General features: G+C 47.9%; 25 protein-coding genes. 15 read left to right on the top strand and 10 right to left on the bottom strand.

The window, feature by feature from the left end:
- Positions 1-302 precede the first annotated feature (302 nt).
- Entirely contained in the window at positions 303-878 is a 576-nt protein-coding gene (locus EKK48_27275; GenBank protein ID RTL36059.1) for a fasciclin domain-containing protein, read from the top strand.
- A 114-nt stretch (positions 879-992) separates the two neighbouring features.
- On the opposite strand, the gene EKK48_27270 is transcribed toward EKK48_27275, so the two are convergent.
- The 3 genes from EKK48_27270 to EKK48_27260 all read right to left on the bottom strand — a co-directional run bounded on the left by EKK48_27270 (position 993) and on the right by EKK48_27260 (position 6377).
- A complete protein-coding gene (locus tag EKK48_27270) occupies positions 993-1670 on the bottom strand; it encodes a response regulator transcription factor (GenBank protein ID RTL36058.1) in 678 nt (225 codons plus the stop codon).
- A gap of 104 nt (positions 1671-1774) precedes the next feature.
- On the bottom strand, positions 1775-5005 hold the full coding sequence (locus EKK48_27265) for an efflux RND transporter permease subunit (GenBank protein ID RTL36057.1): 3231 nt from the start codon (positions 5003-5005) through the stop codon (positions 1775-1777).
- Between the two features lie 418 nt (positions 5006-5423).
- Entirely contained in the window at positions 5424-6377 is a 954-nt protein-coding gene (locus tag EKK48_27260; protein RTL36056.1) for a hypothetical protein, read from the bottom strand.
- Positions 6378-6823: 446 nt separating this feature from the next.
- Between EKK48_27260 and EKK48_27255 the strand changes: the two genes are divergently transcribed.
- Entirely contained in the window at positions 6824-7429 is a 606-nt protein-coding gene (locus tag EKK48_27255) for a GNAT family N-acetyltransferase (protein ID RTL36055.1), read from the top strand.
- 35 nt (positions 7430-7464) lie between these two features.
- Here the strand turns inward: EKK48_27255 and EKK48_27250 are convergent, their stop codons facing one another.
- Complete coding sequence (locus EKK48_27250) at positions 7465-8469, bottom strand: hypothetical protein (protein RTL36054.1); 1005 nt, start codon at positions 8467-8469, stop codon at positions 7465-7467.
- A 109-nt stretch (positions 8470-8578) separates the two neighbouring features.
- Positions 8579-9040, bottom strand: coding sequence for a hypothetical protein (locus tag EKK48_27245; GenBank protein ID RTL36053.1), 462 nt, complete (start codon positions 9038-9040; stop codon positions 8579-8581).
- 269 nt (positions 9041-9309) lie between these two features.
- Between EKK48_27245 and EKK48_27240 the strand changes: the two genes are divergently transcribed.
- The gene (locus EKK48_27240) at positions 9310-10305 is read left to right on the top strand and encodes an ABC transporter permease (protein RTL36052.1); all 996 of its coding nucleotides are present in this window, start codon (positions 9310-9312) and stop codon (positions 10303-10305) included.
- Entirely contained in the window at positions 10305-11069 is a 765-nt protein-coding gene (locus EKK48_27235) for an ABC transporter ATP-binding protein (protein RTL36051.1), read from the top strand. Before EKK48_27240 ends, EKK48_27235 begins: the two co-directional genes overlap by 1 nt.
- Positions 11070-11165: 96 nt before the next feature.
- Here the strand turns inward: EKK48_27235 and EKK48_27230 are convergent, their stop codons facing one another.
- The gene (locus EKK48_27230) at positions 11166-11588 is read right to left on the bottom strand and encodes a hypothetical protein (protein RTL36050.1); all 423 of its coding nucleotides are present in this window, start codon (positions 11586-11588) and stop codon (positions 11166-11168) included.
- Between the two features lie 160 nt (positions 11589-11748).
- Here EKK48_27230 and EKK48_27225 point away from each other — a divergent pair, with 160 nt between their 5' ends.
- Positions 11749-13434: a serine/threonine protein kinase gene (locus EKK48_27225; GenBank protein RTL36049.1), complete on the top strand. Its 1686-nt coding sequence runs from the start codon at positions 11749-11751 to the stop codon at positions 13432-13434.
- Between the two features lie 8 nt (positions 13435-13442).
- Here EKK48_27225 and EKK48_27220 read toward each other — a convergent pair whose 3' ends face one another.
- Positions 13443-14150 (bottom strand): RraA family protein, encoded by a 708-nt coding sequence (locus EKK48_27220; GenBank protein ID RTL36048.1) that lies wholly within the window; start codon positions 14148-14150, stop codon positions 13443-13445.
- Between the two features lie 191 nt (positions 14151-14341).
- Between EKK48_27220 and EKK48_27215 the strand changes: the two genes are divergently transcribed.
- The 9 genes from EKK48_27215 to EKK48_27175 all read left to right on the top strand — a co-directional run bounded on the left by EKK48_27215 (position 14342) and on the right by EKK48_27175 (position 22435).
- Positions 14342-15601, top strand: a complete 1260-nt coding sequence (locus tag EKK48_27215) for an MFS transporter (protein RTL36047.1) — start codon at positions 14342-14344, stop codon at positions 15599-15601.
- A gap of 84 nt (positions 15602-15685) precedes the next feature.
- Entirely contained in the window at positions 15686-16228 is a 543-nt protein-coding gene (locus tag EKK48_27210; protein ID RTL36046.1) for a hypothetical protein, read from the top strand.
- Positions 16153-16656 (top strand): hypothetical protein, encoded by a 504-nt coding sequence (locus EKK48_27205; GenBank protein ID RTL36045.1) that lies wholly within the window; start codon positions 16153-16155, stop codon positions 16654-16656. The genes EKK48_27210 and EKK48_27205 overlap by 76 nt, the downstream gene beginning before the upstream one ends.
- A gap of 141 nt (positions 16657-16797) precedes the next feature.
- Positions 16798-17418 carry a hypothetical protein gene (locus tag EKK48_27200; protein ID RTL36044.1) on the top strand — a complete coding sequence of 207 codons (621 nt, stop codon included), beginning with the start codon at positions 16798-16800 and terminating at the stop codon, positions 17416-17418.
- Positions 17419-17601: 183 nt separating this feature from the next.
- Positions 17602-18633: a hypothetical protein gene (locus EKK48_27195; GenBank protein ID RTL36043.1), complete on the top strand. Its 1032-nt coding sequence runs from the start codon at positions 17602-17604 to the stop codon at positions 18631-18633.
- A 1-nt stretch (position 18634) separates the two neighbouring features.
- The gene (locus EKK48_27190) at positions 18635-19978 is read left to right on the top strand and encodes a tetratricopeptide repeat protein (GenBank protein ID RTL36042.1); all 1344 of its coding nucleotides are present in this window, start codon (positions 18635-18637) and stop codon (positions 19976-19978) included.
- A gap of 153 nt (positions 19979-20131) precedes the next feature.
- The gene (locus EKK48_27185; GenBank protein ID RTL36041.1) at positions 20132-20665 is read left to right on the top strand and encodes a hypothetical protein; all 534 of its coding nucleotides are present in this window, start codon (positions 20132-20134) and stop codon (positions 20663-20665) included.
- A 68-nt stretch (positions 20666-20733) separates the two neighbouring features.
- A complete protein-coding gene (locus tag EKK48_27180) occupies positions 20734-21351 on the top strand; it encodes a hypothetical protein (GenBank protein RTL36040.1) in 618 nt (205 codons plus the stop codon).
- 274 nt (positions 21352-21625) lie between these two features.
- On the top strand, positions 21626-22435 hold the full coding sequence (locus EKK48_27175) for a hypothetical protein (protein ID RTL36039.1): 810 nt from the start codon (positions 21626-21628) through the stop codon (positions 22433-22435).
- Positions 22436-22508: 73 nt separating this feature from the next.
- Here EKK48_27175 and EKK48_27170 read toward each other — a convergent pair whose 3' ends face one another.
- Positions 22509-22931: a hypothetical protein gene (locus tag EKK48_27170; protein ID RTL36038.1), complete on the bottom strand. Its 423-nt coding sequence runs from the start codon at positions 22929-22931 to the stop codon at positions 22509-22511.
- Positions 22932-23075: 144 nt separating this feature from the next.
- Here EKK48_27170 and EKK48_27165 point away from each other — a divergent pair, with 144 nt between their 5' ends.
- Positions 23076-23564: a hypothetical protein gene (locus EKK48_27165; GenBank protein ID RTL36037.1), complete on the top strand. Its 489-nt coding sequence runs from the start codon at positions 23076-23078 to the stop codon at positions 23562-23564.
- Positions 23565-23592: 28 nt separating this feature from the next.
- Here EKK48_27165 and EKK48_27160 read toward each other — a convergent pair whose 3' ends face one another.
- Positions 23593-23781: a DUF2934 domain-containing protein gene (locus tag EKK48_27160; protein ID RTL36036.1), complete on the bottom strand. Its 189-nt coding sequence runs from the start codon at positions 23779-23781 to the stop codon at positions 23593-23595.
- A gap of 352 nt (positions 23782-24133) precedes the next feature.
- Entirely contained in the window at positions 24134-25633 is a 1500-nt protein-coding gene (locus tag EKK48_27155; protein RTL36035.1) for a hypothetical protein, read from the bottom strand.
- Between the last annotated feature and the right edge of the window lie 40 nt (positions 25634-25673).

Raw genomic sequence — 25673 nt, 5'->3', positions numbered from 1 at the left:
ACTGAAAACTGAGTGCGTATATGGAATTGCCGTCATTTATTATCCGATTGAAAGATTTTTCCTGAACGCTGCACCGATTCATCTGAGCAGTCTGCCGATTCACCCGAGCCGTCTGCCGATTCACCCGAGCCGTCTGCCGATTCATCTGAGCCGTCTGACGATTTTTCCTTAACTCTGTACTGGCAGCCGGACAATTGGCTGGACGTGGAGGTGTTCTTCGGTATACGCTTTGGGTCCGGCCGGCCTATTCTGGTCCAGAGTGTCGGCAAAGCAACCCGCAGGGGATCAAAGGGAGCGCTCAAATGTACAGTCAAAAACTCTTGGCAGCAAGTGCAGTTCTAGTTTTGCTTTCAGCCATAAACGCAGTGTGTCAGTCGGTGCAAGCGAAGCCCGCACATAAGTTACTGGCCGCAAAGACTCAGCAGTTTGTTGAAAAAGAGGGTTTTGAGCGGAAAGAGAAAGATGTGATCAACACGTTGAAAGACAATGACGTGGCAAAATTTTCGACATTGCTAGATGGTTATACCCAAGCCTATTCTCTGGATAATACGTTGAAAGGCAATGGACCATTCACGATTTTTGCTCCAACCGATAAAGCATTTCGCAAAATGCCAGACGATGACAGAATGTCGCTGTGGGCTAACAAGAACAAGTTGAAGCAGGTTCTTCAATACACTGTAGTGGAAGGCAAGATTAAAACGGTTGACTTAAGGAAGGAGCCGAAGCTGAAAACGATGGAAGGTCACTCCATTTCAATCACAGCCAAGGGCAACGACATTTATGCAGACAAGTCTTTAATTCTCACGACAGATATTCCTTGCTCTAATGGTGTTATTCACATATTAGATGAAGTAATCATGCCACCATTAAGCAAGTGATCGTTACGTCGGGAAGAGGTTTACGCATCAGCTGGTTCGCCGAAATGTCAGCGATGTGGCATGGCTGTGTCACATCTGTAAAATGACTTTGTAACGTGCGACGAATGGCTCTAATTATTTCGAGTTGAATCTATATCCTGCGCCGTGTACTGTTTCAACGACGGAACCTTCAGCGCCAGCTGCTTCGAGTTTCTGACGCAATCGCTTTAGTGTGCTTCTGAATGCGTCTGTCGAAGTTTCAGAGTCTGTGCTCCAGACTCGCATCATTACTGCTTCTGCTGTGAAGACGCGATCTGGATTGCGCATGAAAAACTCGAGGAGGCTAAATTCCTTTGGAAGCAGAGGTACATCTTTTCCGTTGAGGGTCAATCGCATCTGCTCTGGCGACAGTACGATGCCTTTGAATTCCAGTTGATTGGAAGTGAGATTTGACGATCTGCGAACCTGTGCACGAATTCTTGCCGACAATTCTTTCAGTGAATATGGCTTGGTTAGATAGTCATCGGCACCGCCGTCTAGCCCGTCTTCTTTATCTTGCACATTTGATTTGCCCGTCAACATGATTACCGGGGTCGTGTGACCTTTTGAGCGAAATTCTCTCAACAGGTCAAATCCCGATTTGCCTGGAAGATCCCAGTCAAGAAGGACTACATCGTACTGTCGCATCAGGAGGTATTCGAGCCCATCATCTCCGTTTTCGACGTGATCGATGTTGTGTCTCTCGGCTTCCAGCCAGTGCACTACAATTTCTGCACCGGTTTTGTCGTCTTCAACTAAAAGGATTTTTGCCACTGTTTCAATCTGGTCAATTTGAGCGTAGACACGACAAACTTATCATAAAAGTACTGCGGTGTTTCCCGCTACTTTTAAGTCTGATTGATTTTTTGCGAACTTTTTTAGTTCTTGGCTGCGGGTAGACCTGAGTTTGTTTCTTCTTCTGAATTTGATTGTTTTGCTTCTGCTTTTGCTTCTTCTTCTAATTCTGTTTGTTCTGCTTTTGCTTCTCTGATTATTTCTTCTTCCTCTTGACCCAATGGTTCATCGGTTTTGGGACCGAATTTCGTTTTTTGATTGATCAGTCTGTACACCGCTGGTAGTACCAGCAGGGTTAGAAGAGTGGCCGAAATGATACCACCGAGTACTACAAGAGCGAGCGGACGCTGAACTTCGGCACCTGTTCCCGGGCTGACAATCTTAGGAATAAGACCGACTGCTGCCACAAGCGCTGTCATCATTACCGGCCGGAGTCTGACTGTAGCACCTTCACGAACGGCATCATCCAATGACTGGCCCCGTTCTTGCAACTGCATAATGTAACTGATCAAAATGACCCCGTTTTGCACCGCTACGCCAAACAGTGCAATGAAGCCGATAATTGCTGGTACAGATAACGTTTCGTGCGATAGAAAAAGCGCAACGATGCCACCAATCATCGCGAATGGTACGTTCAACATGATCAGTCCGGCATTGCGCAGAGAGCGGAATGATGCGAAAAGCAGCAGGAAAATCAGCAGTAGCACGCAGGGCACGACAAGCGAAAGCTTTGCCATGGCACGTTGTTGATTCTCGAATTGTCCGCTCCAAACAACTTTGTAGCCACGTGGGATTTTGACGTTCTTGGCAACTCGTTCTTGCGCATCCGCAACAAATGAGCCCAGGTCTCTACCTCTTACATTGACCAGAACCGCTGTACGGCGTTGTCCGTTCTCTCTGTTGACGGTGACAAAACCGTTGTCCATATGGATGTTAGCGATCTGCGAGAGCTTGATACGTGCTCCTGTAGGGGCGATGATGAAGATGTTTCCGATTTGCTCTGGTGTGCTACGGTAGTCCTCGTGGAAGCGAATCAATACATCAAAGCGCATGGTGCCTTCGATTACTTCGGTAACGGCTTGACCGGCCAGAGCCGCTCTAATAATCGTCTGTACATCTGCAACATCCAAACCAAGCCGAGCAATTTTGCTGCGATCGATTTCGATTTTCAGTTGCGGTAGTCCCAGCAATTGTTCGCGTTGCATGTCCACTGCGCCGCGAACTTTACCGACTTCATGCAGAATGTTTTCCGCGATTGAATCGAGAGTTTTGATATCGGGTCCGAATATTTTGATGCCGAGATCGGCGCGAATCCCCGCTATCAGGTCATCAATCATATCTGCGATCGGTTGAGAAAAACTGAACATCAACCCGGGAATTTCGTCGAGTTTCGCAGCCATCATATCGACCAGCTTTTCCTTGCTTTTCGTCGTGGTCCACTCACTTTTCGGCTTCAGCCCAACATACAGATCTGTCGATTCGACGCCTTCAAGCCCCGGACCGGTTCCGGACCGACCTGTTCGTCCGACGACTGTCGTCACTTCAGGAAATTTGAGCAGTAGTTTTTCGACAATATTGCAAATACGAGATGTTTCAGTGTGCGCTGAACTCGCGTGCAACTTTGTGCGAAGAAGGATTGGACCTTCATCCAGCGATGGAATAAACTCGGAACCAAGAAATGGCACCAGGCAGAAACTGGCGACCAGGGCTGCAACAGCCACAAGCATTGTTTTCTTCGGGTTGAGAATTGCTCTGTCCAATGCCGGCTTATAGACTTTGGTAATCCAGTTAACGACAACGTTTTCCCGTTCACGAAGTGGCTTCTGCATGAAGAAATAGCAAAGAACGGGAATCACAGTTAGCGCTACAACCAGCGAGCCAAGCAGGGCATAGATAAATGTCAGCGCCAGCGGATGGAACATTTTTCCTTCCACGCCTTCAAGTGTGAACAATGGAAGGTAGACAACCATAATGATGCTGATTGCAAAAACGATCGGTCGTCCAACTTCCTGCGCGGAAAATCTTATTGTCTCGAGAACTTCTTTTTTTGTTCGTTGTTGATGATGGTGGGATAGATTTCTGAAGATGTTTTCCACCATGACGACTCCGGCATCTACAATGACGCCGAAATCAACCGCACCTAAAGTCATTAAGTTGGCGCTCAACCCTGTGAATTTCATCAAGATGAAACTGAAGAGCATTGAAAGGGGAATGATCACAGCGACGATCAATGCACTTGGTATGTGCAGCAAGACCGCGGTAAGAATGACGATGACAAGTCCGCCGCTGAAGAACAGAATTTCTTTCACTGTTTCAATGGTTTTGTCTACAAGTTCTGTCTGGTCGTAGTACGGCACGATCTTTACATCGGGCGGCAACTCACTTTGGATCTCTTTGACGCGCTCTTGAACTCTCGCTACTACTTCTTTTGTATTTACGCCTTTTCGGGTCATCACCATGGCAGTGATTGCTTCGCCATTGCCATCTTTAGTAGCTGAGCCGCGCCTGAAGCCTTCGCCAATGACGACATCTGCGACCTGCCAGATACGAACCGGTGTTCCATCGATCGTTTTCAACACAATCGACTTGATATCGTCGATGCTTTCTATGCGACCGATACCTCTTATGATTACTTCTTGCCCGGCTTTCTCAATGAAGTTGCCTCCGGCGTTTTCGTTATTATCGTTGACTGCTCTGATCAAATCGGTCAGTCGAAGACCATAGCTGTGCAGGTCTTGAGGGCGGACGATGATGTGATATTGCTTTACAAACCCGCCATAAGTCGAGACGTTCGCCACGCCTGGCACAGCCCGTAGCTTTCGGGCTACTTCCCAGTCCTGAATTGTTCTTAGTTCAGTGAAATTTCTTCTATCGCTTTCAAGACAATACATATAGACGTTGCTGAAGCTAGAAACGACCGGACCCAACTGAGGTGTCGGGCAGTCTGCCGGTAGCGACGAAGACATTTGTAGAAGGCGCTGCTGTACTAGTTGGCGTGCAAAGTAAACGTCCGTACTGTCCTCGAAAATTGCTGTGATGATTGAAAACCCAAAACTCGAGCTGGAGCGAATTTTTTCAATGTAAGGCAAACCATTGAGAGCATTCTCAATGGGATATGTGATCAATGTTTCGACTTCTTCCGTCGCCATGCTCTGCGGTTCGGTGATTATCTGAACCTGAACGTTGCTCACGTCGGGAAATGAGTCGGTAGACAGATTCAGCACAGACCAAATGCCAAGCCCCGACATCACCACGGCGGCGGCCAGCGTGACTATACGCTGATTGAGCGAGAAACTGATAATTTTGTTGATCATTTGGCCAGTAAAACGGCGCCACCGGCTAGATGGAAGGTACCCTATCGAAACATGGACCGTAGTGTATACGCCGGATCTTTCAGTTTTCTTTCATGCCGCTGTCGCGTATTGCCAAAAGCAGGCTGGAGAACTGATTGGATTCCTCTTTACTAGCGTAGTGATAAGCCAACACACTTGTCAGGGTACGGAGACCTTTGAGGCAATGCTTACTTCAAGGTAGTTAAATACATGCGTCTCGAGTGCCAACTGGTGGGCATCATGCCGCATGGAATCAATTACATCGGAGTAAGGCCCGGACAAAAATACTTTGGTCGGAATCCGCTGTTCATAAGCGTCTTAATATATCGAAGAGGGTTGTAACTGCTCTGGCGATCGTGTTGCGGTCCACAGGCTCAGGCTTTTCTGGCTTTAGCCTGTTTTAGCTTGCTTTGCCATGGCTAGGATCTATAGAGTGTCCGTGCTGTCTAACCTGACGAAGCGACAGTTTATTGATTTCGTTAAGAGCCGATTCATATGCGCTTTTGGAATCTTGAGAAAACGTGTGTCGTAATCCCGATGGTTTGTTCGAGTGGCGCAAAAGCGGAATGACTTCGCTACAGCTTTCTGTTCCGATAATCCATTCTGCCTTATCGATTTCGTTGTCATCTACGCCACTTAAGCTGAAGGTGAGATTGTAGATCTGCTCCATTGACATTGCATTCAGCATGTACGCGGCAGACGTGAACCCTTTCTTGTTAGTGAACAGCTTTATGGCTGATTCGTGCTTTTTGTCTTTCAGCCAGCCGTTCTCGTAGGAATAGATGCCTGTGATCTTTCCGCCATGGAAATACACGACAGCGCTGGCATTGTTGTCATCGTCTCGCATAACAAAGCAACCAGGAACCTTGCGCGAATTGATTTCGTTACTGACGCCGGCAAAGAAATCGTGTGTGCTTTTGTTCATCGGTTGAACTTGTTGGTGTCCTTCGAAGAAAGCCGCGGCTGAGAGAGCTGACTCTTCTGTAAGGGCGTGTATGGCGAGTTCAGCTTGTTGGTTCAATAAATCGATTTGAGCACGCGAGAAAGCTTCTGTACCAAACGTATAGTGCTGCTGCCCGCGCTTTCCGTAAACGCAGGATAATATTCTGCCTCTGAATATGATCAGAGTTGCGCGTGACTTTTGTTTGCTACACGATATTCGGATGCAGCATGTGCTGCGGTTCGCTGCCAGAGAGTAGAAAACTGCGTGCTGATTGAAGTTTTGCGAAACGATGGTTTTTCCTTCAGACATTTCTGCTGCTGGCGCTAAAACGGCATCGGCTCTCCCGCTCATCTTCTGTCTTTTGAATGAACCGCGACGTTTGAATTCTTCTCTTTTATGAAAGCCAAACATAGATGCACCCCGCAGTGAGCATTGCGTAGTAGTAATTGATTCAAAGGCGACTGCTAGTAAATTTGGGTTGCGTCGCTATGAATCAATTAAAACTGGCAAATGTGACTTTTTCGGACCTCAGGTGCTCCGGATTCATAAAGTGCGGGATGTGTTATGTGCAAGTACTTTCGAGAAGTTGTTGCGCTAAGAAGAGCAGGCAGGGGCAGCAATGTTCTTGCACAAGGCAGCATTGTTGCGCAAGTAGACTTCGTGGCGCACCTAATCGTGCAAATATCTAAAGATGTACAGCAGGGTCAGCATCATTCCCGACCAAACTACAATTATGCAGGTAAAGGAATTATCCATAAAACTCGACTTTCCGTTAGCGATAAACCATTGATGACTATGATGTAAAGGCTATCTGCAAGCGGTTAACGACCGGTTAAGGCTAATTTCTTTGTTACTGAATGTTGATGACGTGTAAGACTGGTAGGATCATAAGCTACTCCGCAGGAGGTGTTATGAGTCAGACTACCGAACTAAAATCTCAGCTGGAAGGGCGCATTGCAGAGCTCAAGGATGTCGAGCCGCTGGAACGTCTGGTTCAGTATGCTTTTCGAGGTGGAAAGGCAAGCAAATCCTGGACTGGGGAAGAGCATTTAGTTCGCGGTCCGAGAATCACAATCGATGGGCTCCATGACATTCTCAATGGAGTAGATCAGGTCATATTGCTTGCTGAGTTGGTTGATGGTGGCGAGCGGAAATTAGTTGGCTGCATCCACTTGAAGAGAGAAGGCGAACACGGACACATCGGTATGCTCGCAGTCGATCCAGACAGTCAAAGTACTGGTGCTGGAAAGTTTTTGATGAACTGGAGTGAGGAATACGCCAGAGAGCACTATCACGCTAAAGCTATAGTCGGGGAAGTTGTCTCTGGCCGCCCTGAACTGATGGCATGGTATCAGCGTATGGGTTACAACCCGACTGGTGAAACTGCGCCTTTCAATCCCGAGGGCGTAGTGCACCTCGTAGACGGTCTGCACTTCATCAAAATCGTCAAGCCAATTGTCTGATATTGGACCGTAACATTCCGCGCTGGCTCGCTCTTTTACAGCAGAATGTCTGCGACGGGCAAGATTGGCTCAGGAAGGTTCGTTTCGCCTATCATCTGCAGAAGTTCTATCTCGATCGTTCTGCATATCGCTGATAGTGGCACATCGTTGAGCGCAAGTTCGAATGGATCTTCGCTGCTGTCTCCTACTTGCTCCATTGTGATGAACATCCAGGAAATCAACACGCTAAAAGGTACTACCAGCAATGTGAGACCGGCAGTAGTTGCTTTTGCCAGCTCGTCAATCAAACCAAAAGGCAAGAGGAGCAAAAATATCCAGACGAAAACTTCGCTGAAGTAGGCATATTGGCGTGGGAACGGGAAGCTTTTCAGACGTTCGCATGCACCTTGCTCTTTGATGCATTCGATTATGGTGTCTGTCATTTTTTCGCAAACACTGCTATGAGTGTCGCTGAGATTTGCCAGTTCCTCGATGTCTCTGAGCTGCAACTGCAACAGGGATAGCGCCGGATTTGAGGAGCCATTCATATGCAGTTTATCTTCGGCAGTAATGGATCTTTCTAAATACTGCTGCAGGGTCTCACGGTCGTATTTTTCTTTAAAGATAGATTCGATCAACGTTGCTTCTGAAGAGGTTTTGTGCGCATTCCTATGGGCTGGATGACTTCGCAAGCTGAGTTTTAGAGTGTTGCACCACGCGATTTGCCTGTGGATCAGTCGGTCCTGGAGTTTTGATTCAATTGGTTTGTGAGCACCAAGAGCGAGCACCAACGCTCCAAATGCGCGGGACAAGTTTGTAATTGAACCCCAGATTTTGCGACCTTCCCAGAGTCGTTCGTACGATGCATTGTTTTTGAAACCAACATAAAATGCCACCGCTGTTCCGATCGTGCCGACAGGCAGAAACGGTATTGCCGCGAATTTCCAGTGGAGGACTTCGAATGCATACACTGCAGTTGCGCTATACAACGTGAAGAAGACGAGATGCCTCCAGCAAAACCAGAGGATTATCGATGGTCTGATTGAGCTTCTTACGTACATTGTGCAACCACCTTGTTTGACTCCAGCGTTCGATGATACATCATCGTCGCTGACGGTGGTTGATCAGTTTAGCCATTCCAATGAAGAAGGATGGTTTCGAGTTTCTTTGCTACTGTTGTTTGTCTTCCAAAAACTCGTAGGACGTCGTTAGTGGCTTGGGTCTGGCATTAAAGTCCCACAGCAGCTGAACCAGCGCGGGAATACCGACCGCAACCATCTCAAACAAGATTATGGGTAATGTTACGGGAATGTGGTGTTTCAGCATTCCGCCGTAAATGAATTGATCCGGTCGGAGCATCGCGCACATCATCGCTGCAAAAAATGCACCGAAAAAAGTCGATGATACCCCAATCATGATAGTTTCCTTCCATGGTTTTTTCAGCAGAATCATTGTTAGTGGCGGCAGAATGGCGCAACAGATGATAGTTATCACGCCGCATATAAGGGGTTTGACTCCCAGATCTACGAGCATAAATGGCCCGCAGTACGAAAAGGCTTGCACTATTTGATACTTCAATATCGCGCCGTTCTGGCTCGACTCTAGCTTTGCGATTTCGTTTTGCTGTGTCAAAGGAATAACCTCGGTTGCACAAGTTTATCCAGGCGCTCATGACTATTTGGTGCCCAAAAAACGCTCAGAACTATCTTCCGGAAACATAGAACTGCCTGTGGGAAGCTCCGAACGATTGTGTGAAGCTGAGAACAAACTGCCGGAAGCTATCCCAGGGAAACGTGGCTCAGTTAAACATCTATCACGCAATGGCGGTGCTGGTTGCTAAGCGGATTTGCTAAAATCACGTCTTTAGAAAACCCGTTTAGACCCCAACCGTGAGCATTTTCATGGCAGCGCCAGAGTCTGCGCCTGACAACGACGCTACTTCCTTGAACCTCGGTCCTGACACTGGCAGAACAGCGGTGGAGCAGCTGGATGCTTTGTTGCGCGACTCCGACCGCATCGCGCATCAGCAAAACCGGCGAAAGGTTAATCAGCGGAACCCTCGGGCTAAATCTGACAAGTTGAAGTGCGTTCTGATTTCCTCCGAGAAAAGGTCGCTGATTTCCGAACTTGAAGAGCTGTGGGATTATCGTGAGCTAATCTTTAGTTTTGTGCGACGAGATTTGACCACCCGCTATCGGCAGACTATTCTCGGCGTCGGCTGGGCTATCGTTCAACCTGTTTGCATGATGCTTGTCTTCACGCTATTTCTCGGACGTTTTGTGCACGCGCCGACCGACAATTGCCCCTATCCCGTGTTTGTATACACCGCTCTCCTCGTCTGGCAATACATTTCCACTTCCTTGACTAAGTGTTCAAATAGTGTGCTTGATGCCGGCAGTTTGATCAAAAAAGTCTATTTCCCTCGCCTGTGTGTGCCGATTGCAAGTGTTATCCCGGCGCTCATTGATTTCTCAATTGGTCTGGTATCACTGACAGTGCTGATGGCATTCTACGGAATGGTGCCTTCCTGGCATGTGGTTTTCCTGCCTGTGTTCATCGCCCTGGCGATAACTACGTCGCTGGGACTCGGCTTGTGGGCCGGCGCATTGCACGTAAGATATCGAGATGTCCATCATATTGTGCCGTTCGGGTTGCAGCTATGGATGTTCGCTTCCCCCGTAATTTATTCGAGCGCCCAGATACCATCTTATTTGAAGCCGCTATCAAGCTTTAATCCGCTCGTCGGAATACTTGAAGGTTTTCGATGGAGTGTTTTGGGCACCGTTGGTGATATCGTCTGGCCAACCGTATTTTCCGCTTCGGTTTCCCTTCTGCTCCTGCTCTCTGGCTTCGCTTACTTCCGATCTGTTGAAGACTTATTCGCTGATTATCTCTGATGAAAAAAATTGCTGTTAGATTTGAAAATATCTGCAAACGCTACGATGGTCCGAAGCGAAAACCCCTGCGCGATTTCTTGACTGGAAAGATAATCAAGAAAGTAAGCGCGAAAAGCGATAGCGCCGCGAAATCAGTTGAACAAATCTGGGCTCTGAAAGATGTTTCTTTCGAAATCGAGCAGGGCGAGGTAATAGGTTTCGTTGGATCCAACGGTGCGGGTAAGAGCACACTGCTCAAAATATTGTCGCGCATAACTAAGCCTACCAGCGGATTTGGAGAGATAACAGGTCGGGTCGCCAGCCTGTTGGAGGTTGGCACGGGCTTTCATCCGGAGCTAACTGGGCGAGAGAATGTTTACCTGTCAGGCTCCATCTTGGGAATGAGCCGCAGCGAAATCGATCGGCGGTTCGACGACATAGTTGAATTCTCTGGAGTCGGATCCCAGATCGACATGCAGGTCAAGTTTTACAGCAGCGGTCAACATGTCCGACTCGGATTTTCCGTGCTGGCGCATCTGGAGCAAGAAATTTTGATTCTGGATGAAGTACTTGCAGTTGGTGACCAGGATTTCAAAGAAAAATGCATGAAAAAGATGCATGACCTTGCCGGCAGCGGGCGAACTGTGCTGCTCGTCAGCCATCAGCTGGAATCGCTGGAAAAGTTGTGTGACAAGGTTATCTGGCTCGACCGAGGCCAGGTCGTTGAATTCGGCGAAACGTCCAGAGTTCTGGACGCCTATCGTAATGCGAAAGCGTTGGCTTGACCGGATAGTCGATTTCTCTGATGTCGACCTCCCGAATGGGCGATTTCCCTAGTGCGCGATTTCCCTAATGCGCGATTTCCCTAATGCGCGATTTTCCTAATGGGCGTGCCGTTTAGACTTCGTCGAGTGCGCAGTCGGGTAAAGTGGCACGGGCCGACTCATGGGCTCGTACGTTTCCACGGTTCCGTCCGAATTTCTTCGTACGTGCACGCCACCGATGACTTTGGAGTAAGACCGCGAGACAATCGGTCTTCTGTACACCTGGTTCGATTGTTGCCCGAGCGGCTCAGGCGACGAGCTTGAATCGAATGTTTCCACTGTTCCATCGGGGTTCTTCCTGACAGTGACTCCGTCGGAATAGCGCTGTTCCGACGCACTCTGAGACGGATTGGCAGAAGCCGGCATCCCACAGACGGACAATAACCATGTAGCTAGTAAACCAAGGGACGCCACGGCAAAGGTCGGGCGGGCGAAACTTTTCAGCCACTCCCTGAAAAATCTGGGCGCGTTCTCTTTCATCTGAAGTCCTCATATAGAGTTGACTTTTATGTGATAACAGAACGGTGTTACCAGAAAGTTTCACTGGCATGGTTTGGAGGGCTAGTCGCTGTTTTAATGTTGCAGCCAAGACATCAATAAATGGGCACAAGTAATTTAGTCCTGGTCTCAGAGATAAAATATGACGGTTCCGGACCAATCCACTGATCAAAGCACCACACAGTCCAGGAAGCGCGACCCGCTGATCGGAACCGAAATAGCGGCTCGCTATGAACTGGTCTCTTTGTTGGGGCGTGGTGCGACCACAAGCGTCTACAAGGCGAACGATAAGGTCAAGAATCGATTCGTCGCGGTCAAAATTCTGCGCACTGATTCGATATTCAACGAACAGTTGATTCGCCGATTCGAGCAAGAATGCAAGACTCTTGGGCTTTTGAAGCACAGGAATATTGTTCAACTGTATGACAGTGGTGTCAACGACGCGGATCAACCTTTCCTGGTGATGGAATACGTCGATGGTATAAGTCTAAAGGAGTTGATTGACGCTGATGACTGCGTTGATTTTGCGCGCACGCTAAAGATATTTATTCAGATTTGCGCGGCGCTGGCGGCTGCTCATGAGAAAGGCATTGTTCATCGCGACATGAAGCCTGCAAACATCATGTTGATGAAGAATTCTGATGGTGAAGAGCAGGTGAAAATTTTGGATTTTGGTGTCGCCAAATTGTTGGTTCAGGGAGACACTTTCCAAACTAAAACTCAGACTGGTGAAATGCTCGGTACGCTGCTCTACATGAGCCCTGAACAATGCCTTGAGCAGGTTCTTGATGAGAGATGCGATGTCTACTCGGTGGGTTGTGTTTTGTATGAGACGTTGACAGGCAAACCTCCCCTGATCGGACGCACCGCATTTGAAACTATGAATAAGCATTTGACTCAAATGCCGGAGAAGCTTTCAAAAGTTCGCCCCGATCGTCAATTCAACGATCGGTTTGATGTCGTCTTGCGCATCGCTATGGCAAAAGATGCCAAAGACCGATATCAAACAATCGGTGAATTTCAGACTGCACTGTCCGCGATACTAGCCAAATTGGATGATACGCGTGGGGATGAATCTCCCTCTAGCACTCCGGCCGAGGTTGTTCCAGAGAAAAAGCCTGAATCCGTCAATCGTTCCGTGCCACAAGAGTTGCTAGAAAGGGTGACGATAACTGAGTCAGATTCTGGGTTGTCTCCAAAGATAGCTGTTAATTTGGTGATCCTGGTTCTGTGGGGAATATTTGCCTTTACATCTATCAATTCAGGATTGTTCTTCCCTGTCTCCATAATTTGTTTTCTTGCTATCGGATGGAATTCACTCTTTAACAATCTCGATGCTCCTGTCATTCGTTCTGAACCGGAACGTCGTCTCATTACTGTACCGAAGCCAACCGGTGATGATTCATCTCGGGAAGGCGCGATTTATTTTCTGGCTGTGGAGTCTCGAGACGGGGTAGCCTGGAGGAATATCTATTCCAATCAAATCGCGCAGTACAACATCAAAGATTCAGAAGTGAGCGCTATGCGAACTCGACTTGTTGCAGCACAACGCGACGCCTGGTCAGAAGTGAAAACTTTCGTAATGGAATCTTTCGATAAGCTCGATACTGATAAGGATGGCTTCATTAGTAAAGCTGAGTTGAACGATGCGCGGGCGCGTTCGAAGCCGTATCTTAGAGCCTACGCTCTGTTATCTTTTCTGATTACAAATATGGAGGATATTCAGAACGTCGTGAACAGTGGAGAAAGTCCCGATAAAGGTGTTCGACGCCAGGATCTTTCAGAATATTTCTTGCATCTCGAACGTACCGAGCAAGAACTGCACTAAGCGGATAGTCATTCTTCAATCGATTTCGCTAGAGAATTGAGATGCGCTCTAAAAGTGTAATCTTGCGAGTCCTTTCGTTTTTTCAAGTATTCAGTAAATTGGAACTGCTCTCTCAGAGTCACTCCGTGAGCGGCGACGTTCGATTGATTTCGTTCTTTCACTCTTATTGATTTGGCGACTTCTAGAATCTGCTCAACGTCCATTGAATTTACAAAGACGACTCCATCATCGTCCACGAAAGCGGTATCGTCGGCGGTGACGATAAATCCTTCAAATTTTGCACTCGCTAAAGCATCCGGCTCCCTTGCATCTAGTCGTGCTGGACCTGAGGGATATGCTCCGTATGAGAAGATCGGCAGTCCTATATCGATAAGATCGCTTGTGTCGCGATGCAATCCACGGACGATTATTGATTTTATGCCGGCATTTTTTGCCTCGAGTACGATTAAATCACCAATGCATGCTTCGTCCTGGCGCGCCTGGTTGTCGATGACCAGAATTTTTTCCTGCGTGTCGCTGGTTTCCAGCGCTTCTAAAAAGATGTCGACGCTCCCATAATGTCGTGATGGTACGACTTCTCCCCAGATCATCGCTCCCATTCTTGTGATCGGTTTGATTCCAGCCGGAGCTATCCGATATGCCAGCTTCAGTCGCATACAAGCGTCAACTATCTGAGCTGTTGCTATGGCGTAGTCAGTTTGCGATGTGGTAGTCATATGCACCTCGGCGAGTCACCTGCGTTATTCTACTGCACTGGTGCGCCTGAGTGAGAAAGATACAGCCGTTGGGCTTTTCACAGGACCAGGCTTGGCTGATTTCGAGGGTAAGAAATAGTTGTAACTTCAAGCAGTTCGCTGCTAAAGTCTACGTGTCAGTGGTCTTAAGCCATTGAGCTAGCGGAACCCCTATGACTGAATCATCAATCAAAACATCCAGCGAGCCAGCAATTATCGACGGTATTCCGTTCTCGTGGGGTTCATACGTACCCGCGATTTTGCTTGCTGGTCTGGGTTTTCTAGTTGATGTGTATGACGTGCTGCTATTTGCGATTTTGCGCGTTCCCAGCTTGCGTGATTTGGGTGTATCTGCTGAAAACACTTTATCCGTTGGCGTAAACCTTTTGAATGCGCAAATGGTCGGGCTGGTGCTTGGCGGAATTATTTGGGGTTGGATTGGCGATAAGAAGGGGCGGCGCGCCGCGCTAGTCGGTTCGATTATCTGTTACTCGATTGCGTCAATTGCAAACAGCTTTGTCGATTCGGTGCCGTTGTACGGTCTGCTGCGTTTTCTTACCGGATTTGGTCTGGCAGGCGAGGTCGGTGCTGCGATGACGATAGCGGCTGAGATTACACCCGCAAGATATAGAACATTCGGCACAGCAACTGTTTCATTGATGGGTGTGTTCGGCTCTCTTCTTTCCAGTTATGTCGGCGCTACTGTCCCCTGGCGCGCTGCATTTTTTGCTGCCGGAGTGGCGGGGCTGTTGCTTTTGTTGATTCGTGTGTCGATGAAAGAGACCGCGCTTTTTGAGAAGGTTAAGGCTGAAGGAATCTCTGAGCGTCAAAATCCGTTTGCTCTCTTGAAGAGCCCTGCAAAGATTTTGAAAATTATTAGATGCGTTTGCATCGCGCTGCCGTTGTTTTACGTGTTCGGCGTTCTGGTTACCTTCGCGCCGGAGATAAATCACGCCGGTAACGATAGTGCTGTTATGGTGGCAAAGATTGCAGCCTTTTATTCACTGGGTGAAGCGATTGGCGAGGCTGTTTGTGGGGTTCTCAGTCAGGTCTGGCGGAGTCGGAAGAAGGTTATTCTTTTGTTCCAATTCTGTGCGTTCTTGCTCACGCTGTGGGTGATTCGCAGCGATATTGAGACTTATACGCTGCTCTGTTTGCCTCTCGGATTTTTTGTTGGCTATTGGGCGATTGCTATCACCACGACTGCTGAACAATTTGGTACCAATGTGCGTTCGACTGTGACAACGCTGGTACCAAATTTGATGCGTGCCTGTCACATACCAATCAACATTGCCTTTGCTGCGATATCGCAATCTATTAATACCTCTGCATCGGTTATGATTTTAGGAGGTGTCAGCTACTTGCTGGCATTTGTCTGCTTGTTCTTCATGGAAGAAACGTTTGCAAAAGATCTTGATTTTGTGGAGACTTGAAACTATAGCAGTGGGCTGCTTTGGCGGGTAGGAATGATTTTAAAGCGCATAGCTCGAACGAAATTTGCGTATACCCCGCTGCTAATGATATGTTTCAGAGTTTCGTTAATCATTTTCTTTGCCCTGGTCGCATCCTTTTGTTTGCCTGGAGTCGTGATTGCTGGCGATGGCTCCGCCGCTCAAATAGCTGGAATTTCAACCCATCAGATCTTGCCTTCCGATACTGATTCTCGAATCAATACCTTCAGTGGTCAGGGGTTCGCGCACTGGAGCTGGTTCTACCCGTCTGTTCGTGATACAGGGCAGCTCGTAGTTTTCCTGCCCGGCACTGGCGGCAAGGGCAACGGCTCAGCGCCGTTCAATCTAACGGCCGCAAGCCTCGGATTCCATGTGCTTTGTCTTGCCTATCCGGACGACATCAGCATGTCCACCTTCAATAACAGTGATGATCAAGGTGCCTTTGCCAAGGCACGTACCAACGTAATCACTGGTAAAGTGCAATTTGGCAATCTGAACATCAATGAATTTAATTCGATGAGCACCGGCTGGTTATGGCGCTGCGTTATCTTGCGCGTAGTTATCCGAACGAAAACTGGGCACAATTTCTCGATCGCAGCAACGATGTAGATTGGGAAAAATTGATTCTCACTGGTCAGTCACAAGGCGGTGGTCATGCCTGTTTTATTGCGATGAAGATGCATAGAGTGGCTCGCGTCTTGATGTTCGGCGCGCCCAAAGATTTCAATGTCTATTACAACAAGCCTGGTGCATGGTTCTTCGAACCAAGTATTACGCCGGGAAATCGTTTCTTCAGCTTTGTGCACGAGGGCGATGATCACAACGGTTGCACTTACCAGCAGCAGTTGCAGATTTATCAGGCGATGAGGCTGATGCCGCAATACAGCGTTGTTGACGCGGATCAAGTGCCATATCCATACAAGCACAGTCGTCTTCTCACTGGTTCTTTCCCCCAAACCAATGCACATGGCGCACCGATTCGCGATCAGCGCTACGTGAATGCTTGGAAGTATCTGCTGACTGAGCCTGTTCAATGAAGTTCTTAGATTTGTTCGCAGTTGCATTCCTGTATTGAACGACGTCGTTGTGTCGCGGTGCCGCATTTGGTATCTTATGTTTTCCGCGGATGATCTTGGCCGGAAATGCAGCTATTGTTCTGTTTGCCAGTGGAGTAGATTATGTCAATTCAAATAGTAATCAGCGCCTTCAATTTGAGCGACCTCGGGAAACAGCTTAAAAGCAAGAATAAGCAGCTTGCAGAAGATGCGATTGAGGCTTTTGAAGAATTCGCTGAGGAAGTCGACCTGGACGAAGATCTGATCGATGATGGAAAAGTTCGCATCAATGACTTGATTTTGAGCGGGGCAAAAGAATCCACCGAGACGGTTGCCGAGGTCTCTGCGATAAATTTTCTTGTCGCAAATTCTGCCTCACCGATAGAAGGCGATTGCGAAAACGAGTGGCCCTGGCAGTCTCTGAATGATATGAATGTGCAATTTCAGAAGAGATTTGATGAACGAACAAGAATTTTGTTCAATTATTGTGTGGAAGGCAGACCATACATTGGAAAAGAGTTTGATAGCGACGCTGGATTTTACTGGTATTTGACCAACTCAGAGGTCGTTGAACTTCATTCCGGTCTGGACAAAGTCTACGTAGTAGTGGCAGAGATTATCGATAGTGGTGCCATGAATGAGCAAGATTTTGACGGCAATCTGGTTGATACTCTACAAGCGTTTATGGAGACTCTGGATTCCGTTCGCGAGACAAAAATGGATCTTTTTGGAATAGCCTGTTAGCTCCACCAGCGCACCATTTTGAGGCTTTGTGCTCGCCGTTTCTCTTGACAAGCGGGCGCTACAGAGCTAATCTGGAAGCGTTACGCTTAGCCGCCTGCACTTAAAACCGCCTCGCGCAAGCGTAACTGACAGGTCAAGGTAAATCCGTTGATCTAGAACTAATTTACTAGTCGGAGTTCCCTGTTGGAGAAGGTAGCGAAATTGTTCGCTCGCATTGAGCAGACTCTAAGACCAGAGTCTGGGGTTTCCGACGCTTGCCGTCCGAGCCTGAAAGCTGCTGTATATGTCTCGAATAAAACTCCGAGCCTGAACGCTGCTGTATCCATCTCAAATACGAGTCCGAGCCTGAACGCTGCTGTATCCATCTCAAATACGACTCCGAGCCTGAACGTCGTACCTATTTCGAACAGGGTTCCTGGTTTGAACTCTGGCTCAGACGCGAATTGTGTGCGAGCCGGGTTGGAAATCGTTCCCAATTTGAACCCGGATTCAGAGGCTAATAGTATCCGAGCCGGGCTCGAGATCTTTCCCAAATTAGTTCCAGTCTCGGAATTTGCCGACAAAGCTGGCGGCAAATCGTTTCTTCGCCGCACGGCGCAGTTGTTCGAAACTGGTCGTCAGAATCAGAACCGACTTATGTTTCTTGTTTCTTCCGTTTTTCTTGGTCTAGTAGTTTTTACGCAAATTTGTGCGCCACTATTCAGTGTGAGCGATCAGCTGCAGTTTTCGCCTTTGAATCCGCCGCAGTTAGCCGGTGACTGGGTTGTTAACGATGTCAGTGACTCACCGGGTGGTCCGCATAATATTCGTTTTACTAACGTGCAACAGCATTATTTCGATCTTCACGGAAGAGGAACTGATGAATTCGGAGACTTCGAATTGGTCGGTAAGTTGAGCCCACCTAACAAGATTCATCTGGTAAAGATTCACGATAATCCGCTGCTTCAGGACACGCAAATCATGGACGGCGATTTGACTCTCGATAGCACTCCTCTATACGCACACGGTAGCTGGACTCGAGCTCACGCCATCGATGCATCAAAGGAAAGTTTGCAGGCTGAAGGCTACTGGGACGCTAATTTCTATTCGACTAACCCACAACCGCATTTTTATAGAGAAGGCGTCTTTAGCTCACCGGGCGCCTTGATGACATATTTGCGTTCTGGACACATCCCGGATTCGAGTCAGGAGCAAAAGGAACCGGCAACAGAATAAATTGTCAGCATCATTTTTAGAGCGCGGATTAGTTCTTTTCCAGTTGCGCATGTTTGCGCGTGCTGAGCAGGAATTTTTTTCGGAACTGAAAGAGAATCCTGATAATGCTCTGGCGCACACAATGATAGCCATGTGCAAAATCAGCATGGGGAAGCATAAAGACGCGCTGCAGTTCGCTGTCAAAGCGTTGGAATTAGATCCCGAACTGTCGTATGGGCACTATGTCCTGGCAATCTGTTACGCCAAATCTCATCGCACGTGGCTTGCTATGCCGGCTATCACAGAAGCCTTGCGACTTGACCCCGATGCTCCTGAGTACTGGGGGTTCAAAGCGTATTTGCATCTGTGCCTGGCCTCTAAGATTTTGCCCAACCATGCGCAGTCTGCGCTTGACTGTGCAGAAAATGGTCTCAAGTGCGATCCTGCAGATGCACAGTGTATGCAGATGAAGGTGCGTGTCTTGCTCGCCCTGAACTGTAAAGCGGAGGCTTTTGCCGCATTGGGTGAAGCTCTGGCACTTGATCCAAACGACTCCGAATCACACGAAATGCGCGCGTGGTTTGCGCTGGAGGGCGGCAAGTCTCAGGAGGCACGAGCGTTTTACGCAGAAGCTTTGCGCCTTGATCCCGGTTCGGCCAGTGCTCGCAGCGGTCTTCTGGCGGCAATGCGGGCTAAGCATGCCATCTATCGATTTCTTCTCAAGTTTATGAGCGCTGATGGTTCTGTAAACCTGGTGCCGCTTTTTTTGATTGGCGGCGCACCATTTGCAGTGGCATATTTGCATAAAATTCCGAACCCTGTTTGCCAGGCCTTGAGCCTGGCGTTGATCATGCCTGTTGTGTTGTTTACACTCTTTGCGCTGTTTGCATTTTTCCTGGCAAATCCAATTTTCAATCTGATTATCTGGCTTGATCCTGAAACTCGGTGGAGCCTCACGGCTGATGAAGTTCTCGCTGCAAAATTGCTCGCTATTAACCTGCTTATTGTCGCTTCAATCGTTCCACTAGTTGCCTTTAGCAGTGTTCTCTGGTATTTCCCGCTGGCAATGTTCGGATTGTTGCTGGCGCCGACCGTGATCATTTTTTCCTTTCAGCCAGGCAAGTTTCGGAAGTTTCTCTACGTGTATCTGGCTGTAAACTTTCTTTGTGCTCTGGCTGGTTCAAGTTTGTTGTTTGCCCTGGATTTCCTTGATCGAACTTTCAAGGGCAGTGGCGAATTGATTATCCATGTTTGGGCTTCAGCAATAACCGCCTCCATTGGTTTGTCCATATGCGCCTTCTGGTTTGAGGCGCTCGCAGGCAGAGTGGTCGTTCTAATGTCGAAATTTCCCCGGCATCAGCGATAATTGTGTTGTTGTTAACTGTCTGGGCCTAAGGTGAATCTCAAGCTGCCAAAACGAATCGGATTCTCGCGCTCGTTGCTGTGTGCGCTAGTTTCAGCCGTCACTTGCACGTTGTTGTGCGGTAGGTCAGCATTTGCGGAACAAAGCCTCAACTTCGTGGACGATGGTTGGATAAGCTCACGCTACGATTGGGCGATTTATCTTTATCCGAAGAGTATTCCGAATTTTTTGAACTATCCGACTTCAGGACTTTCCCCTGGTCTGAACATGACTGTCAAATACAGAGTTGCCGCCAGGTTTAATCCTAAATCGTTAGAGCAGATGCATTACGAAGATCTCTGGTATCACGGCGCAACACCGATTGGTTGCCGCATGTTTTCAAAGCTGGAAATCGGACCCGGTTGGCAGGGCGCGATTGTTGTGCCACCATCGGATGATGCAAACAAGAGTGCGGGCGCTATCGCCAACGCAATCGCGAGATTATTGTTGGATGTCAATTTGAAGAAGTGCAATCTGGTCGTTGTTTTTGCCGAGCCGCAGCTAGAACGTCAAATATGCGATCAGCTAAGTCTTTTCAAATTCTATAAGACTAATGATGATGCGCTGGAATCTCCAGGTACTTTACGATTTTTCCTTTCATCGGGAGATATCAAAGACCGAACATTTCTGGTTTATGGATCTCAGAAGTAATTGCTCCTGTAACCCAGCTGTCACTTTACAAGTATAAGATTCCTCTGTCGCCATCAACTGGAGCTTATATGACTGCAGAGCACGCAGAGTCGGGTAATTTTGACGGTGGTGTGTCCAGCGTCTCAGATGGTGCACAGCGGAATGTCTGGGCTGAAATCAGCGTTCAAAATGCTCCGGGTGGAATTACCGCGGCGTCGCGTGAATTCGCCAGCTTTTCAGCTGGCATTGGCGGTACCTCTGATGCCACGATAGGCGCAGACTTCATTACTTTTGCGGGTACTAAAACCGGTTCAGACTTTGCGCAGAGAAATGATGGTGTGACAACTGACAGTACCAGAGAAGGTTCGAAATTCAGCGGGCAGCGTACTGATTTCCCTGATGGTAGCGCGAGGGCGACAGTGGCAGATTTCGGCAGTGTGACAGATGTTGAGATCGGTCCGGATGGGCAGCTCAAAGGTATCGGCGTTTTGAAAAATGATGGACGGCCGACTTCGCATGAATCGGGTGATGAACTTAAAGACAAATTTGTGCCCAACATGGGTCCCGATGGTAAACCGGACGGCACTAGTTCTTACACGACTCCTGAAGGCGTGAGAATTGACAAAGGAAATTGCGGCGAAGTGACTAGCGTTTCGAGAGCAGGACAGGCGGTATTTAGTCGCGATGGATCGCAGTGTCTTTCGTAATCCAACTGGAAATTTGTTGATGCGAATTTCAAATTTCTCCTGATATAGTCGGCTTGCTTGTGTCGAATATAGCCGACATTGTTCTTTAATTTTATTGGGTTCGAGTTGAATATAGCCGACATTGGAGCTGCGCGTTTCATCAAGCTTTCAGAATTCTTTCATTCTGCTGGCTGTAGATTTTGCTGCTACAATCACTTGGCTTAATTGACGGGAGTCTTACCTGCTGACAAATTCGTTATGCGGATCCGCGTTACGTTGTATAAGGGAGAAATACATGAAATTGTCAAAGTACTTTGCATTATTCTTAGCGCTGCTGCTATCGTTCGCCGGCGCTAGCAGTGGTGCATTCGCTGCACATCAGGGCGTGGTCGTTCAAAACAGTCCGATCCTTTTGCCTGCATACTGCGGTGATGACGAAACTAAGTCTGGATTCGTTTCAACACCAGGTCTGCCACTGCTTTCTTCGGCCGAAGTTGGTGTTGCAGGTGGTATCATTGTTCAACCTGGTTTTGTTGATTTGCTCGATATACCTGGGTTGACCAGCTTGCCTCAGGGGAATGCACGATTCAACATCACGTTGAATCCACAGCCAGGAATTCCATTTGGCTTTGTCGCTGTTGAATACACATTTGTTCGAAATGCCACTCCAAATGTTACGAGAACAGGTTTGAGCATTTTGCCTCTGAGTGCTCTCGACGGCTCGCTTTTGTTCAACAATAAATTGGTCAAAGGCAAACAGCTCAATTTGACTGCATATGTAAACACAGACTTGTTTGCGCAGCGCGGTAGCTTGATCAACCTGATTGGCAATCTTGCTAACCAGCCTGCGTTTCCAAACACTCAGTCTTCAAACTTTCAGTTAAAGGCAATTGCACCATTATTGGTTAACTTGAATTCGAACGCTGGTATCGCTCAAACTTTTACAAGCGGCTTCGCGCTTAATGTTAATCAAGGACCTTTTGCTGTATCGACTGGGCAGTTCAACGTCAACCCTTCGGGTACAACTGTTAACTGCAACGCGGTCGCAACCAACGCTGCTGTGCAAGCCGCTGCTCAGGCAGCTGGCGCCGCGCAGATGAAGTAATCGCGACAGCTCAGTTCGTCAAAAAAGGGACCGAATGGAAGTTCGGTCCCTTTTATTCAAAATCTCTGGCGCTTTATTCGTCGCCTTCAATCATTTCGTACGAGCCCGAAAATTCTATCTCGCCGGTGCGCAGAAGCATTTGGAATTTCAGTGCATTGTGTAGCACTGTCGGCGACACCATTCCTGTTTGCATAAGCACCCGACCAAGTAATAGTTTATGCTCTTGACTCAGCTTGAGCGCAATCTCAAGATCTTCAGAACTTAACTGCCGAGCTCCGACAAGCAGTTCTCCCAACTTATATTTGTTGCCCTTTACGCAACGCACATTGCCGTTTCGCAGTTTTTGCTCGAATGCCCGCGCTTCGAGGGCCTGTTTTGATTGACTTGCCAGGTAAGGATTTCGATGGGTAACTAGAGCACTCAGTATTTCATCACAGACGTCTAGCTGATTCGCTAAACCCAACCTGGTCGATCTGTCTGAACTTCTGGACAGCATTTCAAGCACATCTAACGGGCATGCTGGGTTCAGCGCCACCGCTAACATAACGCTGCTGTTTTTGTCTGTTGCGAGGAGGCGTAGTACTGCGGGCGGTGTAGTTGAGCTTGAAGCTAATATCGTTCGAATTCGGCTGGAAGAGTGTTGGGCAAGCGCTTCAACATCAACAAACGAGGATTCCGGCTTTTCGAGATTATGCTTCATGGGGTAGATTCCTTGTTGGCCGGCTTAGTCGCTGTTGCTTTGTGTTGCAGGCTGCCTTTCCAACTTATTGACGATATTGGGGGGGAGAATTTATACTTGTATGCAAGTTGCGCAATTTCGCAACTATGCAAACGTGAGGCTGGAAGGATGCTGGTAGGAAATTTGCCTTTAGATACAACCGAAGAAGAGCTTGTTTCTTTCTTTGAAGCGGTTGGAAAAGTCAGTAATGTAGAGCTGCTTGCTGATAAGAGCGGCCGATGCAAGGGATTTGCCTTTGTCACTATGGTCGATCCGGCTAAACGGGAAGACTTAATTCCTGTTTTGGACAAACGACCTTTTAAGGGACGTATCCTGAGCGTCAGTGTCTCTGACAGACCGGCGCGCTCGAAACCAGCAGGCTTTTTCTCAAAACTATTTGGTGCTAAATAAGGGCAGTGGTTTCCCGTTATACACCATCTTAATTTTGATTGTTGAGCTGTTGTTCCGCTCGGAGCCAATGAGTTAGGTCGTCGCCCTGGTATCCTGCTTCTACCCAGTACTGGTATGCGAGGGCCGCTACGGATGTAGGCTGCGGTTTCTCAACTGTTAATGTGCTCGGCTTCGGGGCAATTTTTACAACTTTTGCCTTCTTTTTTGTGTTGTTCATTCTCGTTCCTCAATCTTCGTGTTAATTCTTCTGCCAGTGTTTTGGCAGGCGCCAGTGCGGATTCCATTGATGCAGCAGAATTGCGCAAAGCAGAAAGAGGCATTAGCACTGTATCTGGGAGCTAATTGCGTACTTTCGCAATTTCGCAATTCCGCATGCGTTATTACAATAGTATCAGCTGCAAATTTTGCAGTCAAACACCTTACCTGGTTGTGTTTTCAATTTAGTTACCGAAGACCGGATATATCCTTGCTCTATATTCCTTGTGCACTGAGGCCTTGTGCACTGAGGAATACGCTGCGGATAATTGAAAACCTGGTATTTCTTTTCTTGTTTGAGTTAGATCCTGTGACTAAGGATAGTTTGAGAGCAGCGTGTTTGTCGTATTGTTTGAGTAGTGTACGTCAGCATTGTTGGCTGCATCGACGTAAATATAGTAGTTGAGATTGGATGTATCAGCAGCAGTATATGAGTTGTTCTTGACTGTGTAATTCTGACCGCTCGTGGTGCTGTCTGCGCCGATGACATAGATGACTGAATAAGCGCCAGACGCGAGTCCGCAATTGCTAAGCTTATTTCCATCCGCAGTCAGTTGCGTATCGTGATACGAGTAGATGGCATTATTTTGCATGCCGCTTATCGTGTTGTTGATGCTTTGCGTATCGTGACAGTACTCGCTCGAGATGCCGTAGCTGAAGTTGCTGATTTTATTGTTTTTGAAAACAATGTTGTTTCCGTTAAGAGCCAGATTGTAGGCAAAGATTCCATACATCGCGTTGTTGCCGGTCAGCGTGTTGTCGCTGATAGTTACATTCGAACCTTGAACGTAGATTCCATAGTAGCCGGAGCCGACATTTGTGATCGAGTTGCCCGAGATGGTTGAGCTTGAACCGGCGATCGTGTAACCGCCTGACCTTTCTATATAGATGCCGTAATACGCTGGTGCAACAATCTGATTGTTTTGGATAGTCGATGTCTTTGTGTTGTGCACCCATGTGCCATATAACGTGTTGGTCACTACATTGTTGTTGAACACAAAGGTGTTCAGGTAGTCGCCTTCTGCACTAGCGTAACAGTGATCGAATTTGCTGTTCGTCATCGTCAGGCTTCCGGGCTTAGGAGTGATACCCGAGTTGTTGTATCCCAACGCGCCATAGTAGACATTATTGAATGAACATTGGTCGGCCGTGATTGTATTTTTTAGCGGGTTATATCTGATCGCCCAGCCCGAGCCGGAGCCATTAAAGTTGCAGAATGAGAAATTTACTGATGATTGATTTCGAACTTGGACTGCCATGCTTCCACTTGGAATATTTACGGTTATATATTGGATTCCCAGTCCGGTGCTGGAAGTTACGTTGAGAGCAGTGTCCCAGCCATTCAATGTGATGCCGGATATCAATGCATTTATCGTAGCCGTGAAATTAACTCCGGATATTTTCTGGGTGCCAGTGTTGTTAATCGTGACATTTAGGAGCTGAGCGTTTCTACCGTTGATGTCAATTTCAGCATTTGGATCTTCGAGATTAATTTCTGCATCTTTTTCGCCTTTCAAGGTATAGCTATCGATTGCGATTTTTGGATGCCCCTTTCCGATTCTGTATTTCCCCTTGGGAAAGTAGACGGCATTTGCAGCATCATGGTTCTTATAGGTTAGAGTTTGAATGTAGCGACAGGCTGTGTATATGGCGTCTGAATCGTCATGAACTCCGTCACCGACGGCTCCATAGAATTTCACGTTCGTGACCGTTGTAGCGTGCGCTGGTGCGCAAGAACAGGCGACCAGGGCAAAGATGGCGAACGCCCAAAGATAGCCGAATCTGCTTCTGGTCGTTGAAATTCTCATGCTCATGTAGGTTTTCCTTTGTCGACGTGCGCCAACGACCCGGAGG

The organism is Candidatus Melainabacteria bacterium (assembly GCA_003963305.1).
GTDB lineage: Bacteria > Cyanobacteriota > Vampirovibrionia > Obscuribacterales > Obscuribacteraceae > PALSA-1081.
This window is presented reverse-complemented; position numbering and strand designations above follow the sequence as displayed.